Source organism: Nocardioides sp. (assembly GCF_035503875.1).
GTDB lineage: Bacteria > Actinomycetota > Actinomycetes > Propionibacteriales > Nocardioidaceae > Nocardioides.
On the sequence record NZ_DATJTA010000008.1, the window covers coordinates 286,561 to 307,899 of the forward strand.

Consider the following 21,339-nt stretch of genomic DNA (forward strand, 5'->3'; position numbering starts at 1 on the left):
CCTACAGCGACGTGCTTCCGTGGTCGGCGTCGTACGTGTCGCCGGTGACCTTGGACTTCAGCAGGCTGAGCAGGCTCGTCACCCGCCCGCCCGGGGTGTCCCAGTACTCGCCGTTCGTCACGTCGACGCGCAGCAGCACGGCGTTCGGGTCCTCCGGGCCACCGGGCAGCCAGGCCTCCGCGAACGTGGTCCACAGGTCCCGCAGCTTCGCGGTGTCGTCCACCACCTCCGCCCGGCCTTCGAGCGCCACCCAGGAGCTGCTGCTGGAGAAGGTGAGGGCCACGTGGGGTCGGGCGACGATGTCGTGGACGTGCCGGGTGTCGCGAGCGGTGATGAACCAGAGCTCGGCCGAGGGTTCGACCTCCTGGCGGGCCATCGGCACGCTGCGGAGCCCGCCGTCGGGCCCGAACGTGGTCAGCATCGCGATCGGCATGTCGTCCATCAGCGAGACCAGGGTCTGCTTGTCGTTCATGCACTTCTCCTCGTGGTGGTGGTGCGCGGTTCCGTGGGGGAGACGCGGATCCATCTCCCGTCCCGGTAGGTAGCCAGGCCGAGCCGTTCGAACTCCTCGAGCCAGCCCGTCATCGGCCAGCGCCCCCACCGGCGGTGGAAGAGCGCCGCGTTGCGCAGGATGTCGTCGAGGTGCTCGACCGGGGGCCGGGAGACCGGGTGGTGCTGGTGGTAGGCACGTGCCGACCCGTCCCAACCCAGCTCGAGTCCCCTGGCCACCAGCTGGTGGCCGAAGTCGGTGTCCTCGCCGCCGTAGCCGACGTACTCGGGGCAGAAGCCGCCGGCGCGCTCCCAGGCGTCGGCCGACAGGGCGAAGGAGAGCGACCAGAACAGGTCGGGGTCTCCGCCCCACCGACGTTCGCCGGGTGGCGGGGCCGGGCGGGCGGGGTGCGGGTCGTCCATCGCGTCGAGGGCATCGAGCCGGTAGCCGCCCGCCGGTGGTGGCGGCAGGTAGGTCACCGGGCCCTGCCAGACCGCCCGGGGGTGGGCCGCGGCCTGTTCGGCGTACGACGCCACCAGGGTGCGGCCCGCGAGGCAGTCCACGTCCAGGCAGACGACGACCTCCGCACCGGAGTCGAGCGCGGCGCGGACGCCGCGGTTGCGGGCGCGGGCGAGCGGCAGCCCGCACCGCTCGCGCCGGATCCGCACGATCCGCCGGCGCAGTCCCTCGTGCTCCACGGAGCGGGTCGCCGGATCGTCCATGGCCACGACGACGTAGTCGTCCGGGACCCGCGTCCCCGCCGCCAGCGAGTGGTGCTGAGCGGCCAGGTGGGCAGCCCGGCCGTGGACCAGGGTGACGACCGCGACCCGGGGGCTCACGCGCCCACCGCCTGCAGGGCGACCGAGTCGACCACCGACCAGAAGCGCTCGGCGGCGTGGCCGTCGCACCAGCGCGACCAGCGCCGACCGTCGAGCGCCGCGGCATGCTCCAGGCGCTCGGACCAGCCGAGGTCGGGCCAGGTCTCCTCCACCACGACGGGCCAGCCGCCCGTGGCGAGCGACCGGGCGGTGGTCAGCTGCTCGTCGTGCGGCCGGGACTGGGGTACAACGACCGCCGGTCGCCGCAGGGCCGCCACCTCCGCGAGCGCGTTCTGCCCGGCGTGGGTGACGACGACGTCCGCTTGGCCGAGCACCCCGGAGGGGTCGTCGACCCACGTGCCGGTGGACGCGCTGAGCATGGTCCACCTCCAGTCCGGACTCTGTCGGCGGGCCCGCTCGACCCGCTCCTCGTCGGGCCCGTCACCGCCGGTGCCGCTGAGCACCACCACTCGTCCGGGACCGGGACGTCGGGCCCCGGAGGGCCGGACGTCGAAGCGACTCAGCGCGCCGACGGGGTGCAATCGACCGAGCACGTCGGCCGGCACGTCGCGCAGCATCCCGGTCGCCTCCGGCGGCCACAGGCCGACCAGCGCGTCGGCGGCACCGAGGCCGGACCGGTGGGCCGTGTCGCCGCGCGAGCCCGGCAGGACCACGGCGACGACGGGCACCCCGTGCAGCCGGACCAGCAGCGTCATCTCCACCGAGACGTCGACGATCACGCAGGCCGGCCGGGCGGCGGCGATCCACGCGGAGACGGCGGCGGTCCGCCCGAGCAGCCCGGCGTCGCCGACCGGGACCCAGTGCAGACGACCGTTGGCCGTGGGCCGCTGGTGGCAGTCCGCGTCGTCGTCGCGGGGGAGCTGCACCCAGGGACCCGGCCAGGCCGCGGGGCGGGGGAGCGAGGAGAGACCGGTGACGACCCGGCCGTGCGTGGCCGCGAGGGTCGCCATCGCGGTCGCCCGGTGCACGTGACCGCTGCCGTGGTGGTGCACGTAGTAGCCGATCATGCGGCCGCTCCCACGTCGACGAGCGAGGAGTAGAGCCGCTCGTAGTCGTCGACCATCCGGTCGAGCGAGCAGTGCGCCTCGGCGTGGCGACGTACGAGCCCGCGGTCGCAGGCCTGAGCCTCCCGCAGCGCTCGTGCCAGGTCGGCGACGTCCCCGGGGTTGGCGAGCGCGCCCGTCCCGGCCGCGACGATCTCCGGCAGCGCACCCCGGGCGTACGCGGCGACCGGGGTCCCGCACGCCATCGCCTCGGCCGCGACGAGCCCGTACGGCTCGTCCCAGGCCGGCGTCACCAGTGCCACCGACGCCCGGCCGAGCAGCCGCGCGAGTGCGCCGTGGTCGAGGTGTCCGGCGTGGACCGCCGTCGGTCCGAGACGCGGAGCGATCTCCCGCTCGAAGTACGGCTCGTCGGGCGTCGGCCCCACCAGCACCAGGGGTACGCCGGCCGCCGTCGCCGCGTCGATCGCCTCGTGGGGCGCCTTCTCGGGCACCAGGCGTCCCGACCACACGGCCGGGCCGCCTCCCGGACCGGGCTGCCAGCGCTGCACGTCGACCCCGTTCAGGATCGGTGTGCTCGGTACGACGTGCGCCCACGCACGCGCCGTCCGGGAGCTGACGGCGGTGAAGACCGCCGAGTCGGGGGCGAGCGATGCGGCCGACTCCAGCCAGGGGAGAGGCGGCGTGTGCAGGGTGGTGACGAGCGGCGTCGAGAGTGACGGCGCCATGGCGACCGGCAGGTGGTGGAGGCTGTGGTTGTGGACCAGGTCGAAGCGGCCCGGGTCCCGGGCCAGCCCGAGCATCAGCTGGAGGTAGGCGTGGTGCTCGGCCATCCAGCGCGTCGACGGCGCGTTGACGTCGCGCTGGGCCGCGGGACTGGGCTCGAACTCGGCGACCGGCAGCTCCTCGACGTGCAGCGCCGGATCGGAGCCGGGCGCCGCGAACAGCGTCACGTGGTGGCCGCGACGGCCGAGCTCGGCGGCGAGGGCATGGGTGAGCGCCTCGAGACCGCCGGCGAACGGCTCGCGGATCGGGAAGCGGGCGGAAGCGACCAGACAGATGCGCAGGGGGCGGACCATGGTCACCGCGGGTCCCGGGTGGTGCGGACCAGGCTCCGGTAGAGCAGGTCGTGCGCCTGCGCCACCTGCGCGCGCTGGTGGCGGCGCAGGTCGATCGACGCGCCCAGGCGGGGGCGCGTCTCGTAGGCGAGCACGATCGCCGCCGCGAGCGAGTCGGCGTCGTACCTGACCTCGTCGAGCAGGTAGCTCAGCACGGGACCCTGGTCGGCGAAGTAGCCGCAGGTGGGTGCGACCACGGTGGTGCCGAGATCGCGGCACGCCTCGAGCCACCCCGAGTGCGTGCCGAAGCGGTAGGGCAGCACGGAGACGTCGAGCGACCCCAGGTAGTTGAACAGCTCGGTGTCCGAGAAGTAGTCGTGGACGTGCAGCTCCAGGTCGCCGGCGGCCGCCCCGGCACGCAGGTACGACGCGAGCGCGGCGTCGTGCTTCGCCCCGTCGCCGTCCAGGACGTCCCGGTGCCCGTCGACCTGGAGGACCGCGCCCGGGAGCTCTCGGATGGTCTCCACCAGGGTGGGCAGCACGCTCAACGGGTCCATCGAGGCACGCAGGCTCTTGACGTGCAGTCCGACGCGGAAGCCCCAGTGGCGCCGGCGCGCCCGGGCATCCTGGGCGACGGCCATCGTCCGCAGGTCGACCACGTGCGGGTGGGGCAGGACGACGGCCTCGCGGCCCCAACGCTCGCGGATCTCGTCGGCTGCTCCGTCGGTCAGCGTGATCAGCGCGTCGGCAGCGGGGACCAGCACGTCCAGCTGCTCGTCGTGCAACGCGCGCTCCGGGTGGTGCGGGTTGCGCAGGTCATGGACGGTGAACACGAGCGGCCGGTTGCGCCCACGCAGCGCGTCGACGAGCTCCGCGAGCCGTTCGGGGGTGCGGGAGTCGAAGCCGAACTGCAGGTGCATCAGGTCGAAGTCGGCCGAGTCCGCCCACTCGGGTTCGAGCATCACCGGCGGCCACCACCGCTGGGTGGCCGCCCGGTCGGGTGAGACGGGATCGGGATCCGCGAGGCGCCGGGGCCCTCGACCGTGCTCCGGGGCGAGGTGCCGGACGTACACGTGCCCGGACGGCACCGAGGCGACGACGATCTCGGCCGCGAGGCCCGTCGTCGGTGGGGGATCGAGGAGGGTCACGCTGCCGGGGTACCCCCGGCCGGTCGTGGGCAGTGTCACCCGTCGGGGTGGTTGTCCGGCATCCGGTGCTGAGGCGGCCTCAGGTCCGGAGTGCGGGCAGCACCTCCCGGCCGTACGTCTCGATCATGGGCAGGTAGTGCGGACCCATGTTCGCCACGTAGACCTCGTCGTACCCGGCGGCGGCGTACTCGCGTAGCTGCTGCACGTGCTCGTCCACGTCCGGGCCGGCGACGACGCTGTCGGCCGTCGACTCGCGGGTGACCAGGGACGATGCCTGCTCGAAGTGCTGCGGGGACGGCAGCACCTGGGCCAGCTCGCCCGGCAGGCCCGCGTTCGACCAGAGCCGGTGGGCATGGTCGACACCCTCGTCGCGCGTGTCGGCCCAGGCGACCTTGACCCCGCCGGCCGCCGGGCGTCCGCCGGACTTCTCCTTGAAGGCCGAGACCATGTCGGCGTCCGGCTGGGTGGAGATGAAGCCGTCGCCGATGCGTGCCGCGACCTCCAGCGCCTTCGGCCCGAACGCGGAGACGTAGATCGGCGGCGGCTCGACGGGCCGGGTGTAGATGCGTGCGGTGTCGACGGAGTAGTGCCGGCCCCGGGTCGTCACGACCTCGCCGGTCCACAGCTCGCGGATCAGCGCGACCGCCTCCTCGAGCATCTCGAGCCGGACGTCCAGCGAGGGCCACGGCGTGCCGAGGATGTGCTCGTTGAGCGCCTCGCCGGTCCCGACGCCGAGGACGAAGCGTCCGCCCAGCATCCGCGCCGACGTCGCCGCCGCCTGCGCGATCACGGCGGGATGGGTCCGGACGGTCGGGCAAGTGACTGCGGTGGTGACGGGCAGCGAGGTGGCCTGGCTGAGCGCACCGATCACGGTCCAGACGAAGGCGCTCTGTCCCTGCTCGTCGTTCCACGGGTGGAAGTGATCGCTGATCCACAGCGCCTCGAAGCCGGCCCGCTCGGCGGCCACGGCCTGCTCCACGAGCTCTTCGGGGGTGTACTCCTCGCTGGAGAGGAAGTAGCCGACTCGCATGGGAAGACTCCTGTACGTCGTGGGGTGGTCGGGTGCGTGGCGCGGACCAGGTACCCGCGTCGATCGAGACGAAAAGGGAGGGAGGCCCACCATTCGCCAATGTCCAGTGTCTTGATCCAGTTAGGGTGCGGGCATGGAGTGGCAGCGGGACCTCGTCGCCCTCCTGGTCGGGATGGTGGTCGCCGCGCTGACCGCGCCGGTCGGCGTCTCGGGAGCGGTGTTCCTGCTGCCCGTGCAGCTCTCCGTGCTGCAGGTGCCGAACCCGCAGGTGACACCGACCAACCTGCTGTTCAACGTCGTCTCGGGTCCGGGCGCCCTGTGGCGCTACTGGCGCCGGCGCCAGCTCGACCCGGTGCTGGTCCGGGCGCTGCTGCTGGGTTGCGTGCCGGGCGTGGTGATCGGCGCCGTGCTCCGGGTGCACGTGGTCAGCGACCCCGCGGTCTTCCGGCTGGTCGCGGCGGGCGTGCTGCTGCCGACCGGGCTGTTCATCCTCCGCCCCCGACATACCCCGCGGGACGGGCGGACCGCCATCACGGCGCCCCGGACGATCTCGGCGCTGGCCCTGGCGGTCGGCGTCGTCGGCGGGCTGTACGGCATCGGTGGCGGCTCGATCCTGGGACCGATCCTCGTCGGCAGCGGGCTGGCGGTCACCGTCGTCGCCCCGGCGGCACTGGCCTCGACGATGGTGACCTCGGTGGTCGGTGTCGTGGCCTTCGCGCTCCTCGCCCTCGGATCGCACGACCAGATCGCGCCCGACTGGTCCATCGGCCTCGCCTCCGGCCTGGGCGGGCTCGTCGGCGGGTACGTCGGGGCCTCGCTGCAGCCGTACCTCCCCGAGCCGCTGCTCCGCCGGCTCCTGGGACTCGCCGCGGTGACGGTGGCGCTCGGCTACCTCGCCCAGGCGCTCTCCGGCTGACCACCACCCCTCGGGGTGGGTCGCCCGCTCGGGCACTGCGGGTAACGGCGAGGGGAGTACCCGAGGACTTGGAGGCACGACATGTTGGCTGCGACCTGGCAGGGCCCACGCGACATCCGGGTGGAGGAGGTGCCGGACCCGACGATCGTCGACCCGACCGACGCCGTCATCCGAGTGACCATGACGGGGTTGTGCGGGTCCGACCTCCACCTCTACGAACCGCTCGCCCCGTTCATGACCCCCGGCGACGTCGTCGGCCACGAGCCGATGGGGATCGTCGAGGAGGTCGGCCCGGAGGTGCGGAACCTCAGCGTCGGCGACCGGGTGGTCGTCCCGTTCAACATCAGCTGCGGCTCCTGCTGGACCTGCGAGCGCAAGCTCTACAGCCAGTGCGAGACCACCCAGAACCGCGAGCACGGCACGGGCGCGAGCCTGCTCGGCTACAGCAAGCTGTACGGCGCCGTACCGGGCGGGCAGGCGGAGTACCTCCGGGTGCAGTTCGCCGACTTCCTGCCCGTGAAGGTTCCCGAGGGTCCGCCGGACGACCGGTTCGTGTTCCTGTCCGACGTGATCCCGACGGCCTGGCAGGCGGTGCGGTACGCCGACGTGCCGACCGACGGCACCCTCCTGGTGATGGGCGCCGGTCCGATCGGCGACATGGCGGCGCGGATCGCCCTGCGCGACGGCGTCCGCGTGATCTCCGTCGACCGGGTCCCCGAGCGACTGGCGCGGGTGCGCGCCCTCGGCGCGGAGACCATCGACCTGGACGCCGTCGACGACCTGGGGGAGGAGGTGCGCTCGCGCACCTCCGGCCGGGGAGCCGACGCCGTCGTGGACGCCGTCGGCATGGAGGCGCACGGGAACCCGGTGGCCGAGAAGCTGATCAAGGCGGTCGGCCTGCTCCCCGACGCGATCGCCCGGCCGCTGATGAAGAACGTCGGCTTCGACCGGCTCGCCGCCCTGCACGGCTCGATCGACGCCGTACGCCGCGGCGGGACCGTCTCGCTCTCGGGCGTGTACGGCGGCGCCGCGGACCCGATGCCCCTCATGCAGATGTTCGACAAGCAGCTGCAGCTGCGGATGGGCCAGGCCAACGTGCGGGCCTGGACCGACGACATCTTCCCGCTCCTGCTGGACGACAGCGACCCGCTCGGGACCGAGTCCTTCGCCACGCACCGGCTCCCGCTGTCGCAGGCACCCGAGGCCTACGCGTCGTTCCGGGCCAAGGAGGACGGCATGGTCAAGGTGGTCTTTACGCCGTGATGAGAGGGTGGACTAGAGCGCGTTCCGTTCCGTGCGGAGACCCGTCACCGGCCTGGCAGGATGCGCCGAATGAAGACGCGCTGGTCGACCCATCCTCGTGAGGACCTCGGTCTGCTCGCGGGTCTGACGCTGCTGGTGGGCCTCACGGCCATCTCGGTGATCTGGCAGCTCCAGCTGACCACCGCGATGGTGGCGGCGCCGATCGTCGCGTCCTTCTTCGCCGACGCTCGCCGGACCGCGATCGTGGCGGTCGGCGCCGTGATCTGCTCCGTCCTCGGCGGGTTCTGGCTCGGCCTGCCGATCACCCCGTCGTACTGGTTCCGCGTCGGGATCTGCGTCGCCCTGTCGGTCCTCGCGACGGCCTCCGCCCTGCTGCGGGACCAGCGCGAGGCGCGGCTGCGGCGGATGATCGTGATCGCGGAGACCGCCCAGCGCGCCGTGCTGCGCGCGATGCCGTCCGCGATCGGGTCGGTCGGCCTGGCCGCGCGCTACGTGTCGGCGAGCGAGGAGGCCCTGGTCGGCGGCGACCTGTACGAGGTGGCCGCGACGCCCCACGGCGTCCGGGTGATCGTCGGCGACGTCCGGGGCAAGGGCCTGGAGGCGGTGCAGACGGCTGCCGCCGTGCTCGGCGCGTTCCGGGCCGCCGCGTTCACCGAGCCCGACCCGGCCAGCCTGGCGCGACGCATCGACGAGGCGCTCGTCCAGCACCTGGGCGAGGAGGACTTCGTCACCGCGATCATCGCCCAGTTCCAGGGCGACCAGGTGCTGCTGGCCAACTGCGGCCACCATCCGCCGCTGCTGGTCGCCAGCGCGGCGACCGCTCTGGTCGACACCGGCGAGCCGACCCTGCCGCTGGGCCTCGGGAGCGTCCCGGTGCTCTCCGAGCACACCTGGACGCCCGGCAGCCGGCTGCTGTTCTACACCGACGGCCTCGTCGAGGCCCGCGACAGCACCGGGTCGTTCTTCCCCCTGGACGACTTCGCCGGGGCACTCAGTGACGGCTCGGTTGAGGACGCCCTGGACCGACTGGTCGAGCAGCTGCTCGCCTTCGGTGCCCACGGCACGAGCGACGACGTCGCCCTGGTGCTGGCCCAGCACGGGTAGCGGCGTCCGCCTGACCCACCGGCTCAGTGGCCGGAGGTCGAGCCCGCCTCGAGCCGGATGGTCTCCGCGTCGAGGATCGCCTGCGCGCGCTCGACCGTGCGGGCGGCGTACGTGCCCGAGGCGCGTGCGTCGAGGAGCGCCAGCTGTCCCGCCTCGAGCAGGACGCGGCGGAGCTCTCGGCGCTCGTCGATCGTCGATCGACCCCGGGTGTCGGTGTCGGCGAGCCGCCGCGCGATGTCGAGGTTGAAGTCCCGCACCTGCTCGACGACGGCCGGCGAGAAGGACCCGCCACCCGCACGCCGGAGATCGGGGCTGTCGAGACGCGCGCCCATCACCTCGGCCAGCTCGGCGACGAGGTTCGCGAGCTCCCGCTGGTCGGCCTCCGCGTCCGTGCCGCGGACGCCGAGTCGGCGGATCAGCAGCGGGAGAGTCGATCCCTGGCCCACCAGGGTCACCAGGGCGACCGTGAACGCGATCAGGATCAGCTCCGAGCGGTACGGCACGTCGGAGGGCAGCGACTGCGCCGCCGCCACCGTCACGACGCCGCGCATCCCGGACCACCCCAGCACCGCGCCACCACGCAGGCCGAGCCCCTCCTTGGCGAGGGCCTCGGCGTCGCTGATGCGGGTGCGCAGGCGACGCTGGAAGAAGCGGACCCGCGCGGCGTGCCGCGGTGAGTCCGGATCGTCCGGGAGGCCGTCGAGGCGCTCCATCGTCGCCGAGAGGTACGGCGCGGCCGCGATCGCGCGTCGTTCCCCGTGACGCAGCCACGCGACCAGCGGCAGCATGAAGCCCATCCGGAGCACGACCAGGACGACCGTGACGAGCAGCCCGAGCAGCACGGCCCGTCCCACGCCGACCCCGTCCCCGTCGTTGACGTCGTCGAGGATGACGTGGATCTCGTAGCCCATCAGCAGGAACACGCCGTTCTCCAGCAGCACCTGGATGGTGCGCCAGTTGATCCGCTCGGTGACCCGGTCCTGCGCCGAGAAGTGCTGGGCGGACTGGTGCCCGGTGATCAGGCCGGCGACGACGACGGCCAGGACGCCCGAGGCGTGCAGCTTCTCCGCGGGTGCGAACGCGACGAAGGGGACGGTCAGCGAGATCACCGTCGTCAGGACCGGGTCGTCGAGGCGGGACCGGATGCGGACGCTGACCACGCCGATGACCGCGCCGACGACGACCCCCACGAGGACGGCGAGCGCGAAGTCGCCGATCACGCCCCAGAACGACACCGCGCCCGCGGTCGCGGCGACCGCGGAGCGCAGCATGACCAGCGCTGTCGCGTCGTTGACCAGGCCCTCGCCCTCGAGCACGGTCACCAGCCGGGGCGGCAGTCCCAGCCGCTTGCCGATGGAGGTCGCGGCGACGGCGTCCGGCGGACTGACCACCGCGCCGAGCGCGATCGCGGCGGCGAGGTCGAGGCCCGGCAGCAGCCAGTAGACGACGAGCCCGCTCACGAACGCCGACACCAGCACCAGGACCACCGCGAGCGCCGAGATCGCCTTGAAGTTGCGGCGGAAGTCGGAGGCGGGGACCGTGATGGCGGCCGAGTAGAGGATGGGCGGCAGCACGACCGCGAGGATCAGGTGCGGGTCGACCTCGACCTCGGGCGCCCCCGGCACGTAGCTGGCCACGATCCCGACCAGCACCAGCAGCACCGGCGCGGCCACGCCCAGGCGCGGGGCGAAGTGCGCGACGGCGACGATCACGAGGACGGCCACCGCCCCCAGCACCGCGATCTCCTCCACGCTCGCTCCTCTCGGTCGGTCCCGTGAGGACCATTCTCCCGGTGGGACTCGTCACGTCCGTACGCCGCTCGGCGCGGCGCCCTCTCGCGGTGTTTGCCCGCGACCTCTACGCTCCCCTCGGAGCAGCGGGAATGACCGCGTCGTCGGCATGGTTGCGGCTCTGCCGGAACGGCCCCACAGGGACGTCCGGGACCTATCCGAACCCGCGAAGGAGCCACCCTTGTCCCTCACCTCCGCCACCAGCACGAGCACTCCGTCCGCCCTGCTGGCCGAGCGCCTGGAGGCCCTGCGCGCCGAGCGGGAGCAGGTCCTCGCCGAGAGCCGGCTCGAGGCCGTGGGCGACGTCGCCGACCGGGCGACCAACGTCGAGGCGACCATCCGCGCCCAGGTCCTGGACGAGCGCATCGCGGCCATCGAGCTCGAGATCGAGCAGGCCGCACAGCAGCGGCACACCGACGGCGTGGTGTCCGTCGGCGACCGGGTCACGCTCGACCTCGGCGACGGGCCGGAGAGCTACCTGATCGGCTCGGTCGAGCAGGCCGTCGCCGGGGTCGACACCGTGACGCCGGCCAGCCCGCTCGGTCAGGCCATCGTCGGCGCCGAGGTCGGTGCGACGGTGACCTACTCGCCCCGCCCGGGTGTGAAGCTGACTGCGGTCGTGGTGGCTGCCGAGACGCCCTGAAGCCCGGGCGTCCGCCCGCCGCCGGCTCTACGATGAGCCGGTGCCGCGTCTGCGCCGGGTCCTCGCCGCGCTCGTCGTGCTGCCCGTCCTGGGCCTCGCGGGCTGCGGGGGAGGGGACGGCGACCAGTCGGTCGAGACCGTCGACCTGCCGGCCGGCCTCACGGCGTACGTCGACCAGTCACGGCTGCTGCGTACCTCCCGGAACGCGTTCGTTCGGCTGGTCGACGACTCCGACCACACCGTGACGGTCACCCGCGCCGAGATCGCCTCGCCGCGGTTCGGGACGGTCACCTGGACCGGCGAGAAGTCGTTCCCGAACGAGACCGACCTGCCCTTCGAGGTGCCTCCCGGGCGGTGCGGCGACGGGTCGGACGCGCACGTCCGGCTCACCTACCGTCTCGACGACGGACCGGAGCGGATCTCCGAGGCCACCGCCACCGACCGGTACGGCGCGCTCGGGCTGTTCCTGGACCGCGACTGCGCCCAGCAGGTCCTCGACGAGGCCGCGACCCTCGAGATCGGCGAGCCCCGGGTGGTCGGCACCGGCCGGGCGTCGGTCTTCGAGCTCCCGGTCACGCTGAGCCCGACCGGCGAGCGCGACGACGTGTCCTTCGCCGGGTTCGAGGACACCGTGCTGTTCCGCAACACCGACCGGTCGATCGCCGCCGACACCGGACGGACGTTCCCGCTCGGCCCCGGCGACCAGCCGGTGGAGCTCCGGCTCCGGCTGGTGCCGACCCGCTGCGACCCGCATGCCCTCGCCGAGGACAAGGTCGGCACCCTCATCGGCGTCCGGACCGCGGCTCCGGAGCTCGGCTCGGTGGCCTCCTTCTTCCTGCCGATCGGTGACGAGCGACGCGCCGCGCTCCGCGCGTTCTTCTCGAGCCACTGCGGATGGTGATCGACTGGACCGGCCCGGGACATCGTTGCGGGCACCGAGCAAGGGTGGAACCCTTCCGGGATGTGCGTCGCGACGGCGCGCGTCACCAAGCAGAGGAGACGACGTGAGACGAATCGGGACCTGGGCCGCCGCCATCGTGCTGGGGGCCGGTGTGCTCGCCGGCTGCGGCGGTGACGACGGCAGCGACGGTGGCAGCGACGAGGCGGACGGCGGAGGCGGGTCCTACTGCGACCAACTCCAGGGCTTCCAGGACACGTTGGAGAACGCCCAGGACGCCGCCAGCTTCGAGAAGTTCAAGGACGCGGCCGAGGAGCTCGCCGATGAGGCGCCGGGGGAGGTCGCCGACGCCTGGAACCAGATCGAGGAGGCCTTCGACCAGCTCGAGTCGAAGCTGGAGGACGCCGGGCTCGACCTCGACGACCTCGACAACCCGAGCGCCATGCAGACCGCCGACCCGGAGGCCATGACCGCGCTCCAGGGAGAGCTGGCGAAGATCGGCGAGAGCCTCGACTCCGCCGGCAAGACGATCTCCGACCATGCCAAGTCCGAGTGCGACATCGACCTGGGCGACGCCGACTCGCCCTCGCCGTCGCCCTCGAGCTAGGCGTTGCGCCGCACCGCGGCTTCGGCCACGGTGCGGCGGAACGGGCGCTCGGTCAGTAGACTCCGAGGCTCATCCGGCCCCAGATCCGAAGGACCACCGCTCTCCGTCATGGACGGCTCTCAAAGTAGTTCGCTCCCGTCAGGGGAGCCCCGATGACCACGTCTCTGCTGCTCCTGGCCCTCTCGCTGGTGCTCGTCGGCCTGTGCGGCATCTTCGTCGCCGCCGAGTTCTCCTTCGTCACCGTCGACCGGAACCGGGTCGACCAGGCGGCGGCCGAGGGCGACGCCGGCGCGCAGGGCGTGCAGACGGCGCTGCGCAGCCTCTCGACCCAGCTCTCCGGAGCGCAGGTGGGCATCACGCTCACCAACCTCGGCATCGGCTTCCTCGCCGAGCCCGCCATCGCCGACCTGGTGCGCGGCCCGCTGGAATCCGTCGGCGTGCCCTCCGGCGCGGTCGGTCCGATCGCGCTCGCGATCGGCCTCGTCGTGGGCACGGTGCTGACGATGATCTTCGGCGAGCTGGTCCCGAAGAACTACGCGATCGCGCTGCCCCTGGAGACGGCCCGGGCGACCCAGCGGGCCATGCGCCTGTTCACCGCCGTCAACCGGGTGCCGATCCGCCTCCTCAACGGCTCGGCCAACGCACTCGTCCGCCGCCTCGGCATCGAGCCCCAGGAGGAGCTGCGCTCGGCCCGCAGCTCGACCGAGCTCGCCTCCTTGATCCAGCGCTCCGCCGACGAGGGCACTCTCGACGCCGAGACCGCGGGGCTGATGGAGCGCTCCGTGGAGTTCGGGACCCGCACGGCGGGCGAGATCATGACGCCCCGGGTGCGCAACCGGACCCTCGAGGTCAACGACCGCGCCAGCGCCGTCATCGACGCCGCCCGGCAGACGGGACACTCCCGCTTCCCGGTCCTCGACGCCGACGACGCCGTGGTCGGCACCGTGCACGTCAAGCACGCGGTCGCCCTGCCGCTGCACGAGCGCTCGACGACCAAGATCAAGCACCTCATGGTCAAGCCGATCGTGGTGCCGGACTCCCTGCGCCTCGACCCGCTGCTGGCCCTGCTGCGCGAGGACGGCTTCCAGATGGCCGTCGTCCTCGACGAGTACGGCGGCCACGCGGGCATCGTGACCCTCGAGGACGTGATCGAGGAGATCGTCGGCGACATCTCCGACGAGCACGACCGTTCCGGGTCGCGGATCCGGCGCCGGCGCGACGGCTCGTGGCTGATCTCGGGTCTGCTGCGTCCCGACGAGGTCGAGGACGTCACCGGCGTCGAGCTGCCCGACGACGAGGACTACGACACGGTGGCGGGCCTGGTGCTGAAGGTGCTCGGCCGGATCCCGCAGCGCGGCGACCTGGCCGAGGTGCCCGTGCCGGACCGCTCCGTCCCCGACGAGCCGCGTCAGCAGCTCGCGGTCCTGACCGTCGAGCACATGGACGGTCTGCGCGTGGACCGCCTCTCGCTCCGGCTCCTCGACGGGACGATCTCCACCCAGGTCTCCGCCCAGGTCTCCGGCCGGACCACCGAGGGGGAGCGATGAGCGACTACCTCGGCCTGATCGTCGGTCTGCTGCTGCTCGCGTTCAACGCCTTCTTCGTCGGCGCCGAGTTCGCCCTGATCTCCGCCCGACGCAGCCAGATCGAGCCGCGTGCGCTCGCCGGCTCGCGGATGGCCCGCACGACCCTGCACGCCATGGAGAACGTCTCTTTGATGATGGCGGGCGCCCAGCTCGGGATCACGATCTGCTCGGTGGGTCTCGGTGCCGTCGGCGAGCCCGCCGTCGCCCATCTGCTGGAGCCGGTGTTCGAGGCCCTGAGCGTCCCGCACGGGCTGGTGCACCCGATCTCGTTCGTGATCGCCCTCGTCGTCGTGGTCTTCCTGCATGTGGTGCTCGGCGAGATGGTCCCGAAGAACATCGCGATCGCCGGACCCGACCGGGCCGCCCTGGTCCTCGGCCCGCCGATGCTGGGCGTCGTCACGGTCCTGCGCCCGGTCATCGTCGCCCTCAACGCGATCGCCAACGGCACGCTGCGGCTGCTGAAGGTCGAGCCGAAGGACGAGATCAGCTCCAGCTACACCCGCGAGGAGGTGGCCGCCCTGGTGGAGGAGTCCCGGGGGGAGGGGCTGCTCGAGGCCGACGAGTACGACCGGCTCGCCGGCGCGCTCGGCTTCACCGAGAAGACCGTCGCAGCGGTGCTGATGCCCCGGGCGACGCTCTCGACGGTCCTGCGCGGTTCCTCGCCGGCCGACGTGGAGGCGCTGTGCGCCGCCACGGGGTTCAGCCGGTTCCCGGTCGAGGGTGAGGACGGCGAGCTGCTGGGCTACCTGCACATCAAGGACGTCCTGGAGCCCGACGAGGAGCGTCGTCTGCGCCCGATCGAGGACAAGTGGATCCGGCCCTTCGCGCCGGTCACCCAGGAGGACGCCCTGCACGACGTCCTCGAGCAGCTCCAGCGTCGGGGTGCGCACATGGCGCGCGTCGTCGACGTCGACGGCGTGACCCTCGGCCTGGCGACCCTCGAGGACGTCATCGAGGAGCTGATCGGAGAGATTCGCGACGCGGCCCACCTCGAGGAGCAGGTCTGAGGCCGGGACGATCTAGGGTGTCAGACCAGTGATCCCGACCCGGAACGAAGGCAGTACGTGGCAGACGAGATGACGCGGACCGACCGCGTGTGGACGCTGCCCAACGCGCTGAGCATGCTCCGTCTGGCCGGCGTGCCGGTGTTCCTGTGGCTGGTACTCGGCCCGGAGGCGGACGGCTGGGCGCTGGCCCTGCTCATGGTCTCGGGCTTCACCGACTACGCCGACGGCTGGCTCGCACGCCGCTTCGACCAGGCGACCGTCCTCGGGCAGATCCTGGACCCGGTCGCCGACCGGCTCTACATCCTCGCGGTCGTCGTCGGGCTGGCCCTGCGCGACATCATCCCCTGGTGGATGGCCGTCCTGCTGCCGCTGCGCGACCTGTTGATGTGGGGCCTCGTACCGCTGCTGCGCACTCGCGGCTACAGCGCGCTGCCGGTCCACTTCCTGGGCAAGGCCGCGACGTTCAACCTGCTCTACGCCTTCCCGCTCCTGCTGCTCGGCGACGGCGAGGGCACGGTCGCGACGTTGGCCGAGGTCTTCGGCTGGGCCTTCGCGTTCTGGGGGATCGGCCTGTACTGGTGGGCCGGGATCCTCTACGCCTGGCAGGTGCGCCGGCTGCTGGCCACGACCGAGCGCCGGGTGGCGGTCCGCGATGGCTGAGACCCGCGAGCGCGAGCAGCTGCCGGCACGCGTCACCATGCCGCTGCTGACCCTGATCACCCAGCAGTCCCTCGACGAGGACTACCTGCACGCCGCCGAGCGCCGGGTGGCGCAGGGTGCCGACGGCCCGTCGTCCGGCCGGGGCCGGCGTACGGCGGCGGTGGTCGCCGTCGCCGCCGTGTTCGGCATCCTGGTGACGATCGCGGCGGTCCAGACGAACCGCAACGCCGACACCGTCGACGCCGGCCGAGCCAGCCTCATCCAGCGGATCGGGGAGCAGCGTGAGTCGGTCGCGAGCCTGCAGGAGCGGATCGCCGCACTGCGCGACGAGAACGCCCAGCTCGACGAGGACCTCGCCGACACCGACGCCGCGCTACAGGCCGTGCAGGCCGACAACGAGCGGCTCCAGGTCCGCACCGGCCGGATCGCGGTGACCGGGCCGGGGGTCCGGATCGTCGTCGACGATCCCGAGCAGGGCGAGGAGCGGATCCGCAAGGAGGACCTGTTCCTGCTCATCAACGGCCTGTGGGCCGCGGGCGCGGAGGCGATCTCGCTCAACGGACACCGGCTGGGCGGGCTCACGTCGATCAACAACTCCGACGTCGCGATCAACGTGGAGTCGTCCGCGCTGCTGCCGCCGTACACGATCGAGGCCATCGGCAACGGCGGCACCCTGGGCGCCGACCTGCTCGACACGTCGAGCTTCGCGACCTTCAACTCGCTGCAGGATCGCTACGGCTTTGGCTTCGAGATGGACAATGATGACTCGATCACGATGGGGGCGTCGCGGGCGAAGCGCCTGCGCAACGCCTCCCTGAAGACGATCGAGAAGAACAGAAGCGCCAACGAGGGGACCGCACCGTGATCGCCGCACTCGGGTTGCTCGCGGGCATCGTCCTCGGGCTCGTGTTCGCGCCCGACGTCCCGCAGTCCCTGGAGCAGTACCTGCCGATCGCGGTGGTGGCCGCCCTCGACGCGGTCTTCGGGGGCCTGCGCGCCTACCTCGACGGGATCTTCGACGACAAGGTCTTCGTGGTCTCGTTCGTCAGCAACGTCGTCATCGCCGCCTCCATCGTCTGGCTCGGCGACCAGCTCGGCGTCGGCGGCCAGCTCTCGACCGGCGTCATCGTCGTCCTCGGGATCCGGATCTTCTCCAACGCCGCGGCCATCCGAAGGCACCTGTTCCATGCCTGAACACGCCACGCCCCCGCCCGCCTCCGGCCGCCAGCGGCTGTTCCGGGCACTCTCACGACCCTCACGCGGCCAGGCGGTCGTCGCGGTGCTGCTGGGCGTCCTGGCCTTCGCCGCGATCACCCAGGTCCGCGACACGCAGGTCGACGAGGCCGACCTGGCCGGCTACCGCGAGCAGGACCTGATCGACGTGCTCACCGGCCTCGCCGGCACCACCCAGCGGGCGGAGGCCGAGATCTCGCGCCTGGAGGAGACCCGCGACGACCTGCTCTCCGACTCCGACCGGCGCCAGGCCGCCCTCAGCCAGGCACGCACCGAGGCCGAGACCCTGCGTATCCTCGCCGGACAGGTCCCCGTCACGGGCCCCGGCCTGCGGATCACCGTCGAGGAGAAGACCTCGCGGGTCAGCGCCGAGACCCTGCTCGACATGGTCCAGGAGCTGCGTACCGGGAGCGCCGAGGCGATCCAGGTCAACGGCCGGGTCCGGCTGGTCGCCCAGAGCTCGTTCTCGGAGGGCGACGGCGGGGTGATCATCGACGGCCAGCAGCTCGAGGCGCCGTACGTCTTCGACGTCATCGGCGACCCGCACAGCCTGGAGGGCGCGCTCACCTTCCCGCTCGGCCCGCGCTACCAGGTCGAGACCGTCGACGGCGGCAAGCTCACCTACGCCGACCGCGGCCCGCTCGAGATCACGGCGGTCCGCGACCCCGAGGATCCGGTGTACGCCCAGCCGGGCTCCGGGCAGTAACCTGCCGTCGCAGGACAGCACCGACCGCCTGGTCCGACCCGAGGAGACGCCTTGTACCCCGACGACCTTCAGTACACCTCCGAGCACGAGTGGCTGCGCTCGCCCGGTGAGCAGGAGGGCTCGGTGCGGGTCGGCATCACCCACTTCGCCCAGGACGCCCTGGGCGACATCGTCTACGTCTCGCTCCCCGAGGTCGGCGACACCATCGAGGCCGGCGGCACCTGCGGCGAGCTGGAGTCGACGAAGTCGGTGAGCGACGTCTACGCGCCCGTCTCCGGCGAGGTCGTGGCCCGCAACGAGGCCCTCGACGCGACCCCGGAGCTGGTCAACAACGACCCGTACGCCGCCGGCTGGCTCTTCGAGGTCGTCCCCTCGGACCCGGCCCAGCTCGACGAGCTGATGGACGCCTCGGCGTACGTCGCGTCCCTGGACTCCTGAGCCCGGCGTCCCGCGCACCCGTTCCGGCTTGAGCCACACGGCCGGGCTGATAGGTTCGGACAACCGTCAACCTCAGCCCGGCCTTGAGGGTTCGCCTTGAGGGACCTGGGGTTTCGCGACCGCCCGACTCCGGAGGATGACCGATGCCGTTCTGCACAGCATGTGGCAAGCAGAACCCCGACGACGCGCGCTTCTGCTCCCAGTGCGGTACCCGCCTGGTGACCGCCGAGGCGGCGTCTGCCGACGAGACGACGATCACCGAGGCCGTGGGGGAGTCGACGGCGACGATCCAGATCGGCGTGGGCGACAAGGTCGACACCTCCGACCGTCAGCTCAACCCGGTCGACGCGGCCGCGGTCGACGCCCTGCCCACCGGTCACGCGCTGCTCGTGGTCCAGCGCGGCCCGGGATCGGGCAGCCGGTTCCTGCTCGACTCCGACGTGGTCAACGCCGGTCGGCACCCCGACAGCGAGATCTTCCTCGACGACGTCACCGTGTCCCGGCGGCACGCCGAGTTCACGCGGGACGGCGCGACCTTCACGGTCAGCGACGTCGGCAGCCTGAACGGCACGTACGTCAACCGGGACCGGATCGACCGCGTGCAGCTGACCGACGGCGACGAGGTGCAGATCGGCAAGTACCGCCTGGTGTTCTTCTCCGGACACGAGAGCGCTTGATCCGGTGGCCGTGACGCAGCCCGCGGGCGCCGCGTCCGGGGCTTCTCGGGGGCGGATGAACATCGGGGAGGTCCTCGACCTCCTCCGCCCGGACTACCCGGGCATCACCATCCCCAAGATCCGTTTCCTCGAGGACAAGGGGCTGATCAAGCCGGACCGCACCCCGTCCGGCTACCGCAAGTTCTCGCCCGGCGACGTCGAGCGGCTGCGCTACGTGCTGCGGATGCAGCGCGACCACTACCTGCCGCTGAAGGTGATCGGCGAGCACCTCGATGCCATCGACCGCGGCCTCGAGCCGCCGCCCATCGACGCGGTCGTCCCGACCGTCCCGCGGGTGGCGCTGGCCGCCGACGGACTGCCCTCGCCCGAGTCGTTCCGGCGTACCGACCAGCTGCGGCTGTCGCGCCGCGAGCTGGTCAAGATCGCCGAGATCTCCGAGGACCTGCTCGACCAGCTGGAGCAGTTCGGGCTGATCACGCCCCGCCCCGGCACCGGGCACTACGACACCGACTGCCTGGTGATCGCCCGGACCGCACGCGAGCTCGCCGACTTCGGCTTCGAGCCCCGGCACCTGCGCGCCTTCAAGACCGCCGCCGACCGCGAGGTCGGTCTCGTCGAGCAGGTCGTCGCCCCGCACAAGCGTGGTCGCGACACGGGCGCCAAGGCCCGCGCGGAGGAGGCGGTCAGCGAGATCGCCGCGCTGTCGGTGCGGCTGCACGCGACCCTGGTCAAGGCCGGTCTGCGGTCCTCGTAGCGCTGTCGGGGCCCGGGAGTAGGGTGGCGACGTGCGCGAAGTCGATGTCATGGGTGTCCGCGTGGAGATGCCGTCGAACCAGCCGATCGTGCTGCTGCGCGAGGTCTCGGGGGAGCGGTACCTCCCGATCTGGATCGGCGCGGTCGAGGCGACCGCGATCGCCTTCGCCCAGCAGGGCGTGGTGCCGCCGAGACCGCTGACCCACGACCTGATGAAGGACGTGCTGGCCGCGACCGGCAACGAGCTCGCCGAGGTCCGCATCACCGACGTCAAGGACGGCGTCTTCTTCGCGACCCTGGTCTTCGGCTCGGGCGTGGAGGTCAGCGCCCGGCCCTCGGACTCGATCGCGCTCGCCCTGCGCACCGGCACCCGCATCGTGTGTGCGGAGGAGGTTCTCGACGAGGCCGGTCTCGCCGTCCCCGCCGAGCAGGAGGACGAGGTCGAGCGGTTCCGCGAGTTCCTCGACCAGGTGACGCCGGAGGACTTCGAGGCGCAGTGACCGCGCCCCTCACCCTCAAGTTGAGGTTGAGGGTTGCGACACGCCGCGCACCTCTTTGACCACCCTCCCGCGGGGGCTTACCTTGAACTGTCTCTGTTGTAACTCCACCGCTGTGCTTGCGTCCCGTGCGTAGCACCGGCCCTTCCCCGGACGTTACGAGCAAACGGAGTAGACCCCCGGAGGACCGTGTGAACGAGCACGAGCAGGAGCTGAACGCCGAGGCGGCCGCGGCCGCATCGGTGGCCGACGAGCAAGGGCTGCTCTTCACCGACGACGTCTCGCCGTTGCCGAGTGACACCGGCTACCGCGGGCCGACCGCGTGCAACGCCGCCGGCATCACCTACCGCCAGCTCGACTACTGGGCCCGCACCGGCCTGATCGAGCCCACGGTCCGCGGCGCCAAGGGGTCCGGCTCCCAGCGGCTCTACTCCTTCCAGGACATCCTGCTGCTCAAGGTCGTCAAGCGCCTGCTCGATGCCGGGATCTCGCTGCAGCAGATCCGCACCGCGGTCCAGCACCTGCGCGAGCGGGGCACCGAGGACCTCACCCGTGTGACGCTGATGAGCGACGGTGCCTCGGTCTACGAGTGCACCAGCAACGACGAGGTCATCGACCTGCTCCAGGGCGGACAGGGCGTGTTCGGCATCGCCATCGGCGGCGTGTGGCGCGAGATCGAGGGCACGCTCGCCGAGCTGCCCAGCGAGCGCACCGCCGACGTGGCGGAGGCGCCGAGCATGAGCGACGAGCTCGCCGCGCGCCGCGCGGCCCGGAACGCCGGGTAGCCCGACCCCGATCGACCGCACGACGGCCCGCCTTCCCACGGGGAGGCGGGCCGTCGGCGTCTCGGCTGGTAGATTCGGTCGCGCTGACCATCCCGCGCGGGAGAGTCCTCGACCGGTACGCCGGGCGGGGCGCCGAAGGGGCAATTCCTCCCCGGAACCTCTCAGGCCACCGGACCGCGTGGAGCAGGCGACTCTGAAGGAGCGACGACG

Annotated in this window: 24 protein-coding genes and 1 riboswitch; of the genes, 17 read left to right on the top strand and 7 right to left on the bottom strand. The window is 72.3% G+C overall.

Annotation, left to right across the window (positions count from 1 at the left end):
• Position 1 precedes the first annotated feature (1 nt).
• The 6 genes from VMF51_RS03025 to VMF51_RS03050 form a co-directional block, all read right to left on the bottom strand.
• Positions 2-472: a pyridoxamine 5'-phosphate oxidase family protein gene (locus VMF51_RS03025; protein WP_325472909.1), complete on the bottom strand. Its 471-nt coding sequence runs from the start codon at positions 470-472 to the stop codon at positions 2-4.
• Positions 469-1,329, bottom strand: coding sequence for a glycosyltransferase family 2 protein (locus tag VMF51_RS03030; RefSeq protein ID WP_325472910.1), 861 nt, complete (start codon positions 1,327-1,329; stop codon positions 469-471). The genes VMF51_RS03025 and VMF51_RS03030 overlap by 4 nt, the downstream gene beginning before the upstream one ends.
• Entirely contained in the window at positions 1,326-2,336 is a 1,011-nt protein-coding gene (locus VMF51_RS03035; protein ID WP_325472911.1) for a glycosyltransferase, read from the bottom strand. Before VMF51_RS03035 ends, VMF51_RS03030 begins: the two co-directional genes overlap by 4 nt.
• A complete protein-coding gene (locus VMF51_RS03040) occupies positions 2,333-3,409 on the bottom strand; it encodes a glycosyltransferase family 4 protein (protein WP_325473002.1) in 1,077 nt (358 codons plus the stop codon). The genes VMF51_RS03035 and VMF51_RS03040 overlap by 4 nt, the downstream gene beginning before the upstream one ends.
• A gap of 2 nt (positions 3,410-3,411) precedes the next feature.
• Complete coding sequence (locus tag VMF51_RS03045; RefSeq protein WP_325472912.1) at positions 3,412-4,536, bottom strand: glycosyltransferase family 1 protein; 1,125 nt, start codon at positions 4,534-4,536, stop codon at positions 3,412-3,414.
• A 79-nt stretch (positions 4,537-4,615) separates the two neighbouring features.
• Positions 4,616-5,566, bottom strand: a complete 951-nt coding sequence (locus tag VMF51_RS03050) for a TIGR03557 family F420-dependent LLM class oxidoreductase (RefSeq protein WP_325472913.1) — start codon at positions 5,564-5,566, stop codon at positions 4,616-4,618.
• A gap of 133 nt (positions 5,567-5,699) precedes the next feature.
• On the opposite strand from VMF51_RS03050, the gene VMF51_RS03055 reads away from it, so the two are divergent.
• From VMF51_RS03055 to VMF51_RS03065, 3 genes are all read left to right on the top strand, one after another.
• A complete protein-coding gene (locus VMF51_RS03055; RefSeq protein ID WP_325472914.1) occupies positions 5,700-6,482 on the top strand; it encodes a sulfite exporter TauE/SafE family protein in 783 nt (260 codons plus the stop codon).
• Between the two features lie 81 nt (positions 6,483-6,563).
• Positions 6,564-7,745, top strand: a complete 1,182-nt coding sequence (locus tag VMF51_RS03060) for a zinc-dependent alcohol dehydrogenase (RefSeq protein WP_325472915.1) — start codon at positions 6,564-6,566, stop codon at positions 7,743-7,745.
• A gap of 69 nt (positions 7,746-7,814) precedes the next feature.
• Entirely contained in the window at positions 7,815-8,849 is a 1,035-nt protein-coding gene (locus VMF51_RS03065; RefSeq protein WP_325472916.1) for a PP2C family protein-serine/threonine phosphatase, read from the top strand.
• A gap of 23 nt (positions 8,850-8,872) precedes the next feature.
• On the opposite strand, the gene VMF51_RS03070 is transcribed toward VMF51_RS03065, so the two are convergent.
• A complete protein-coding gene (locus VMF51_RS03070; RefSeq protein ID WP_325472917.1) occupies positions 8,873-10,600 on the bottom strand; it encodes a sodium:proton antiporter in 1,728 nt (575 codons plus the stop codon).
• A 220-nt stretch (positions 10,601-10,820) separates the two neighbouring features.
• Here VMF51_RS03070 and VMF51_RS03075 point away from each other — a divergent pair, with 220 nt between their 5' ends.
• The 14 genes from VMF51_RS03075 to VMF51_RS03140 all read left to right on the top strand — a co-directional run bounded on the left by VMF51_RS03075 (position 10,821) and on the right by VMF51_RS03140 (position 21,129).
• The gene (locus VMF51_RS03075; protein ID WP_325472918.1) at positions 10,821-11,282 is read left to right on the top strand and encodes a GreA/GreB family elongation factor; all 462 of its coding nucleotides are present in this window, start codon (positions 10,821-10,823) and stop codon (positions 11,280-11,282) included.
• Between the two features lie 40 nt (positions 11,283-11,322).
• Positions 11,323-12,183, top strand: a complete 861-nt coding sequence (locus tag VMF51_RS03080) for a hypothetical protein (protein ID WP_325472919.1) — start codon at positions 11,323-11,325, stop codon at positions 12,181-12,183.
• Positions 12,184-12,286: 103 nt separating this feature from the next.
• On the top strand, positions 12,287-12,787 hold the full coding sequence (locus VMF51_RS03085) for a hypothetical protein (protein WP_325472920.1): 501 nt from the start codon (positions 12,287-12,289) through the stop codon (positions 12,785-12,787).
• Positions 12,788-12,939: 152 nt separating this feature from the next.
• Positions 12,940-14,334, top strand: a complete 1,395-nt coding sequence (locus VMF51_RS03090; RefSeq protein ID WP_325472921.1) for a hemolysin family protein — start codon at positions 12,940-12,942, stop codon at positions 14,332-14,334.
• Entirely contained in the window at positions 14,331-15,380 is a 1,050-nt protein-coding gene (locus tag VMF51_RS03095) for a hemolysin family protein (RefSeq protein WP_325472922.1), read from the top strand. Before VMF51_RS03090 ends, VMF51_RS03095 begins: the two co-directional genes overlap by 4 nt.
• 69 nt (positions 15,381-15,449) lie before the next feature.
• A complete protein-coding gene (locus VMF51_RS03100) occupies positions 15,450-16,040 on the top strand; it encodes a CDP-alcohol phosphatidyltransferase family protein (protein WP_325472923.1) in 591 nt (196 codons plus the stop codon).
• Positions 16,033-16,905 (top strand): DUF881 domain-containing protein, encoded by an 873-nt coding sequence (locus VMF51_RS03105; RefSeq protein ID WP_325472924.1) that lies wholly within the window; start codon positions 16,033-16,035, stop codon positions 16,903-16,905. The genes VMF51_RS03100 and VMF51_RS03105 overlap by 8 nt, the downstream gene beginning before the upstream one ends.
• Positions 16,902-17,234 (top strand): small basic family protein, encoded by a 333-nt coding sequence (locus tag VMF51_RS03110; protein ID WP_325472925.1) that lies wholly within the window; start codon positions 16,902-16,904, stop codon positions 17,232-17,234. Before VMF51_RS03105 ends, VMF51_RS03110 begins: the two co-directional genes overlap by 4 nt.
• Positions 17,227-17,979, top strand: coding sequence for a DUF881 domain-containing protein (locus tag VMF51_RS03115; RefSeq protein ID WP_325472926.1), 753 nt, complete (start codon positions 17,227-17,229; stop codon positions 17,977-17,979). Before VMF51_RS03110 ends, VMF51_RS03115 begins: the two co-directional genes overlap by 8 nt.
• 51 nt (positions 17,980-18,030) lie before the next feature.
• Positions 18,031-18,417: a glycine cleavage system protein GcvH gene (gene gcvH / locus VMF51_RS03120; RefSeq protein ID WP_325472927.1), complete on the top strand. Its 387-nt coding sequence runs from the start codon at positions 18,031-18,033 to the stop codon at positions 18,415-18,417.
• Between the two features lie 143 nt (positions 18,418-18,560).
• Positions 18,561-19,094 (top strand): FHA domain-containing protein, encoded by a 534-nt coding sequence (locus VMF51_RS03125; RefSeq protein ID WP_325472928.1) that lies wholly within the window; start codon positions 18,561-18,563, stop codon positions 19,092-19,094.
• A 10-nt stretch (positions 19,095-19,104) separates the two neighbouring features.
• Entirely contained in the window at positions 19,105-19,848 is a 744-nt protein-coding gene (locus tag VMF51_RS03130) for a MerR family transcriptional regulator (protein ID WP_414689431.1), read from the top strand.
• Positions 19,849-19,879: 31 nt separating this feature from the next.
• Positions 19,880-20,347, top strand: a complete 468-nt coding sequence (locus tag VMF51_RS03135) for a bifunctional nuclease family protein (protein ID WP_325472929.1) — start codon at positions 19,880-19,882, stop codon at positions 20,345-20,347.
• 188 nt (positions 20,348-20,535) lie between these two features.
• Positions 20,536-21,129: a MerR family transcriptional regulator gene (locus VMF51_RS03140; protein WP_325472930.1), complete on the top strand. Its 594-nt coding sequence runs from the start codon at positions 20,536-20,538 to the stop codon at positions 21,127-21,129.
• Positions 21,130-21,216: 87 nt separating this feature from the next.
• Positions 21,217-21,316, top strand: a riboswitch (glycine riboswitch).
• Positions 21,317-21,339: the final 23 nt, after the last annotated feature.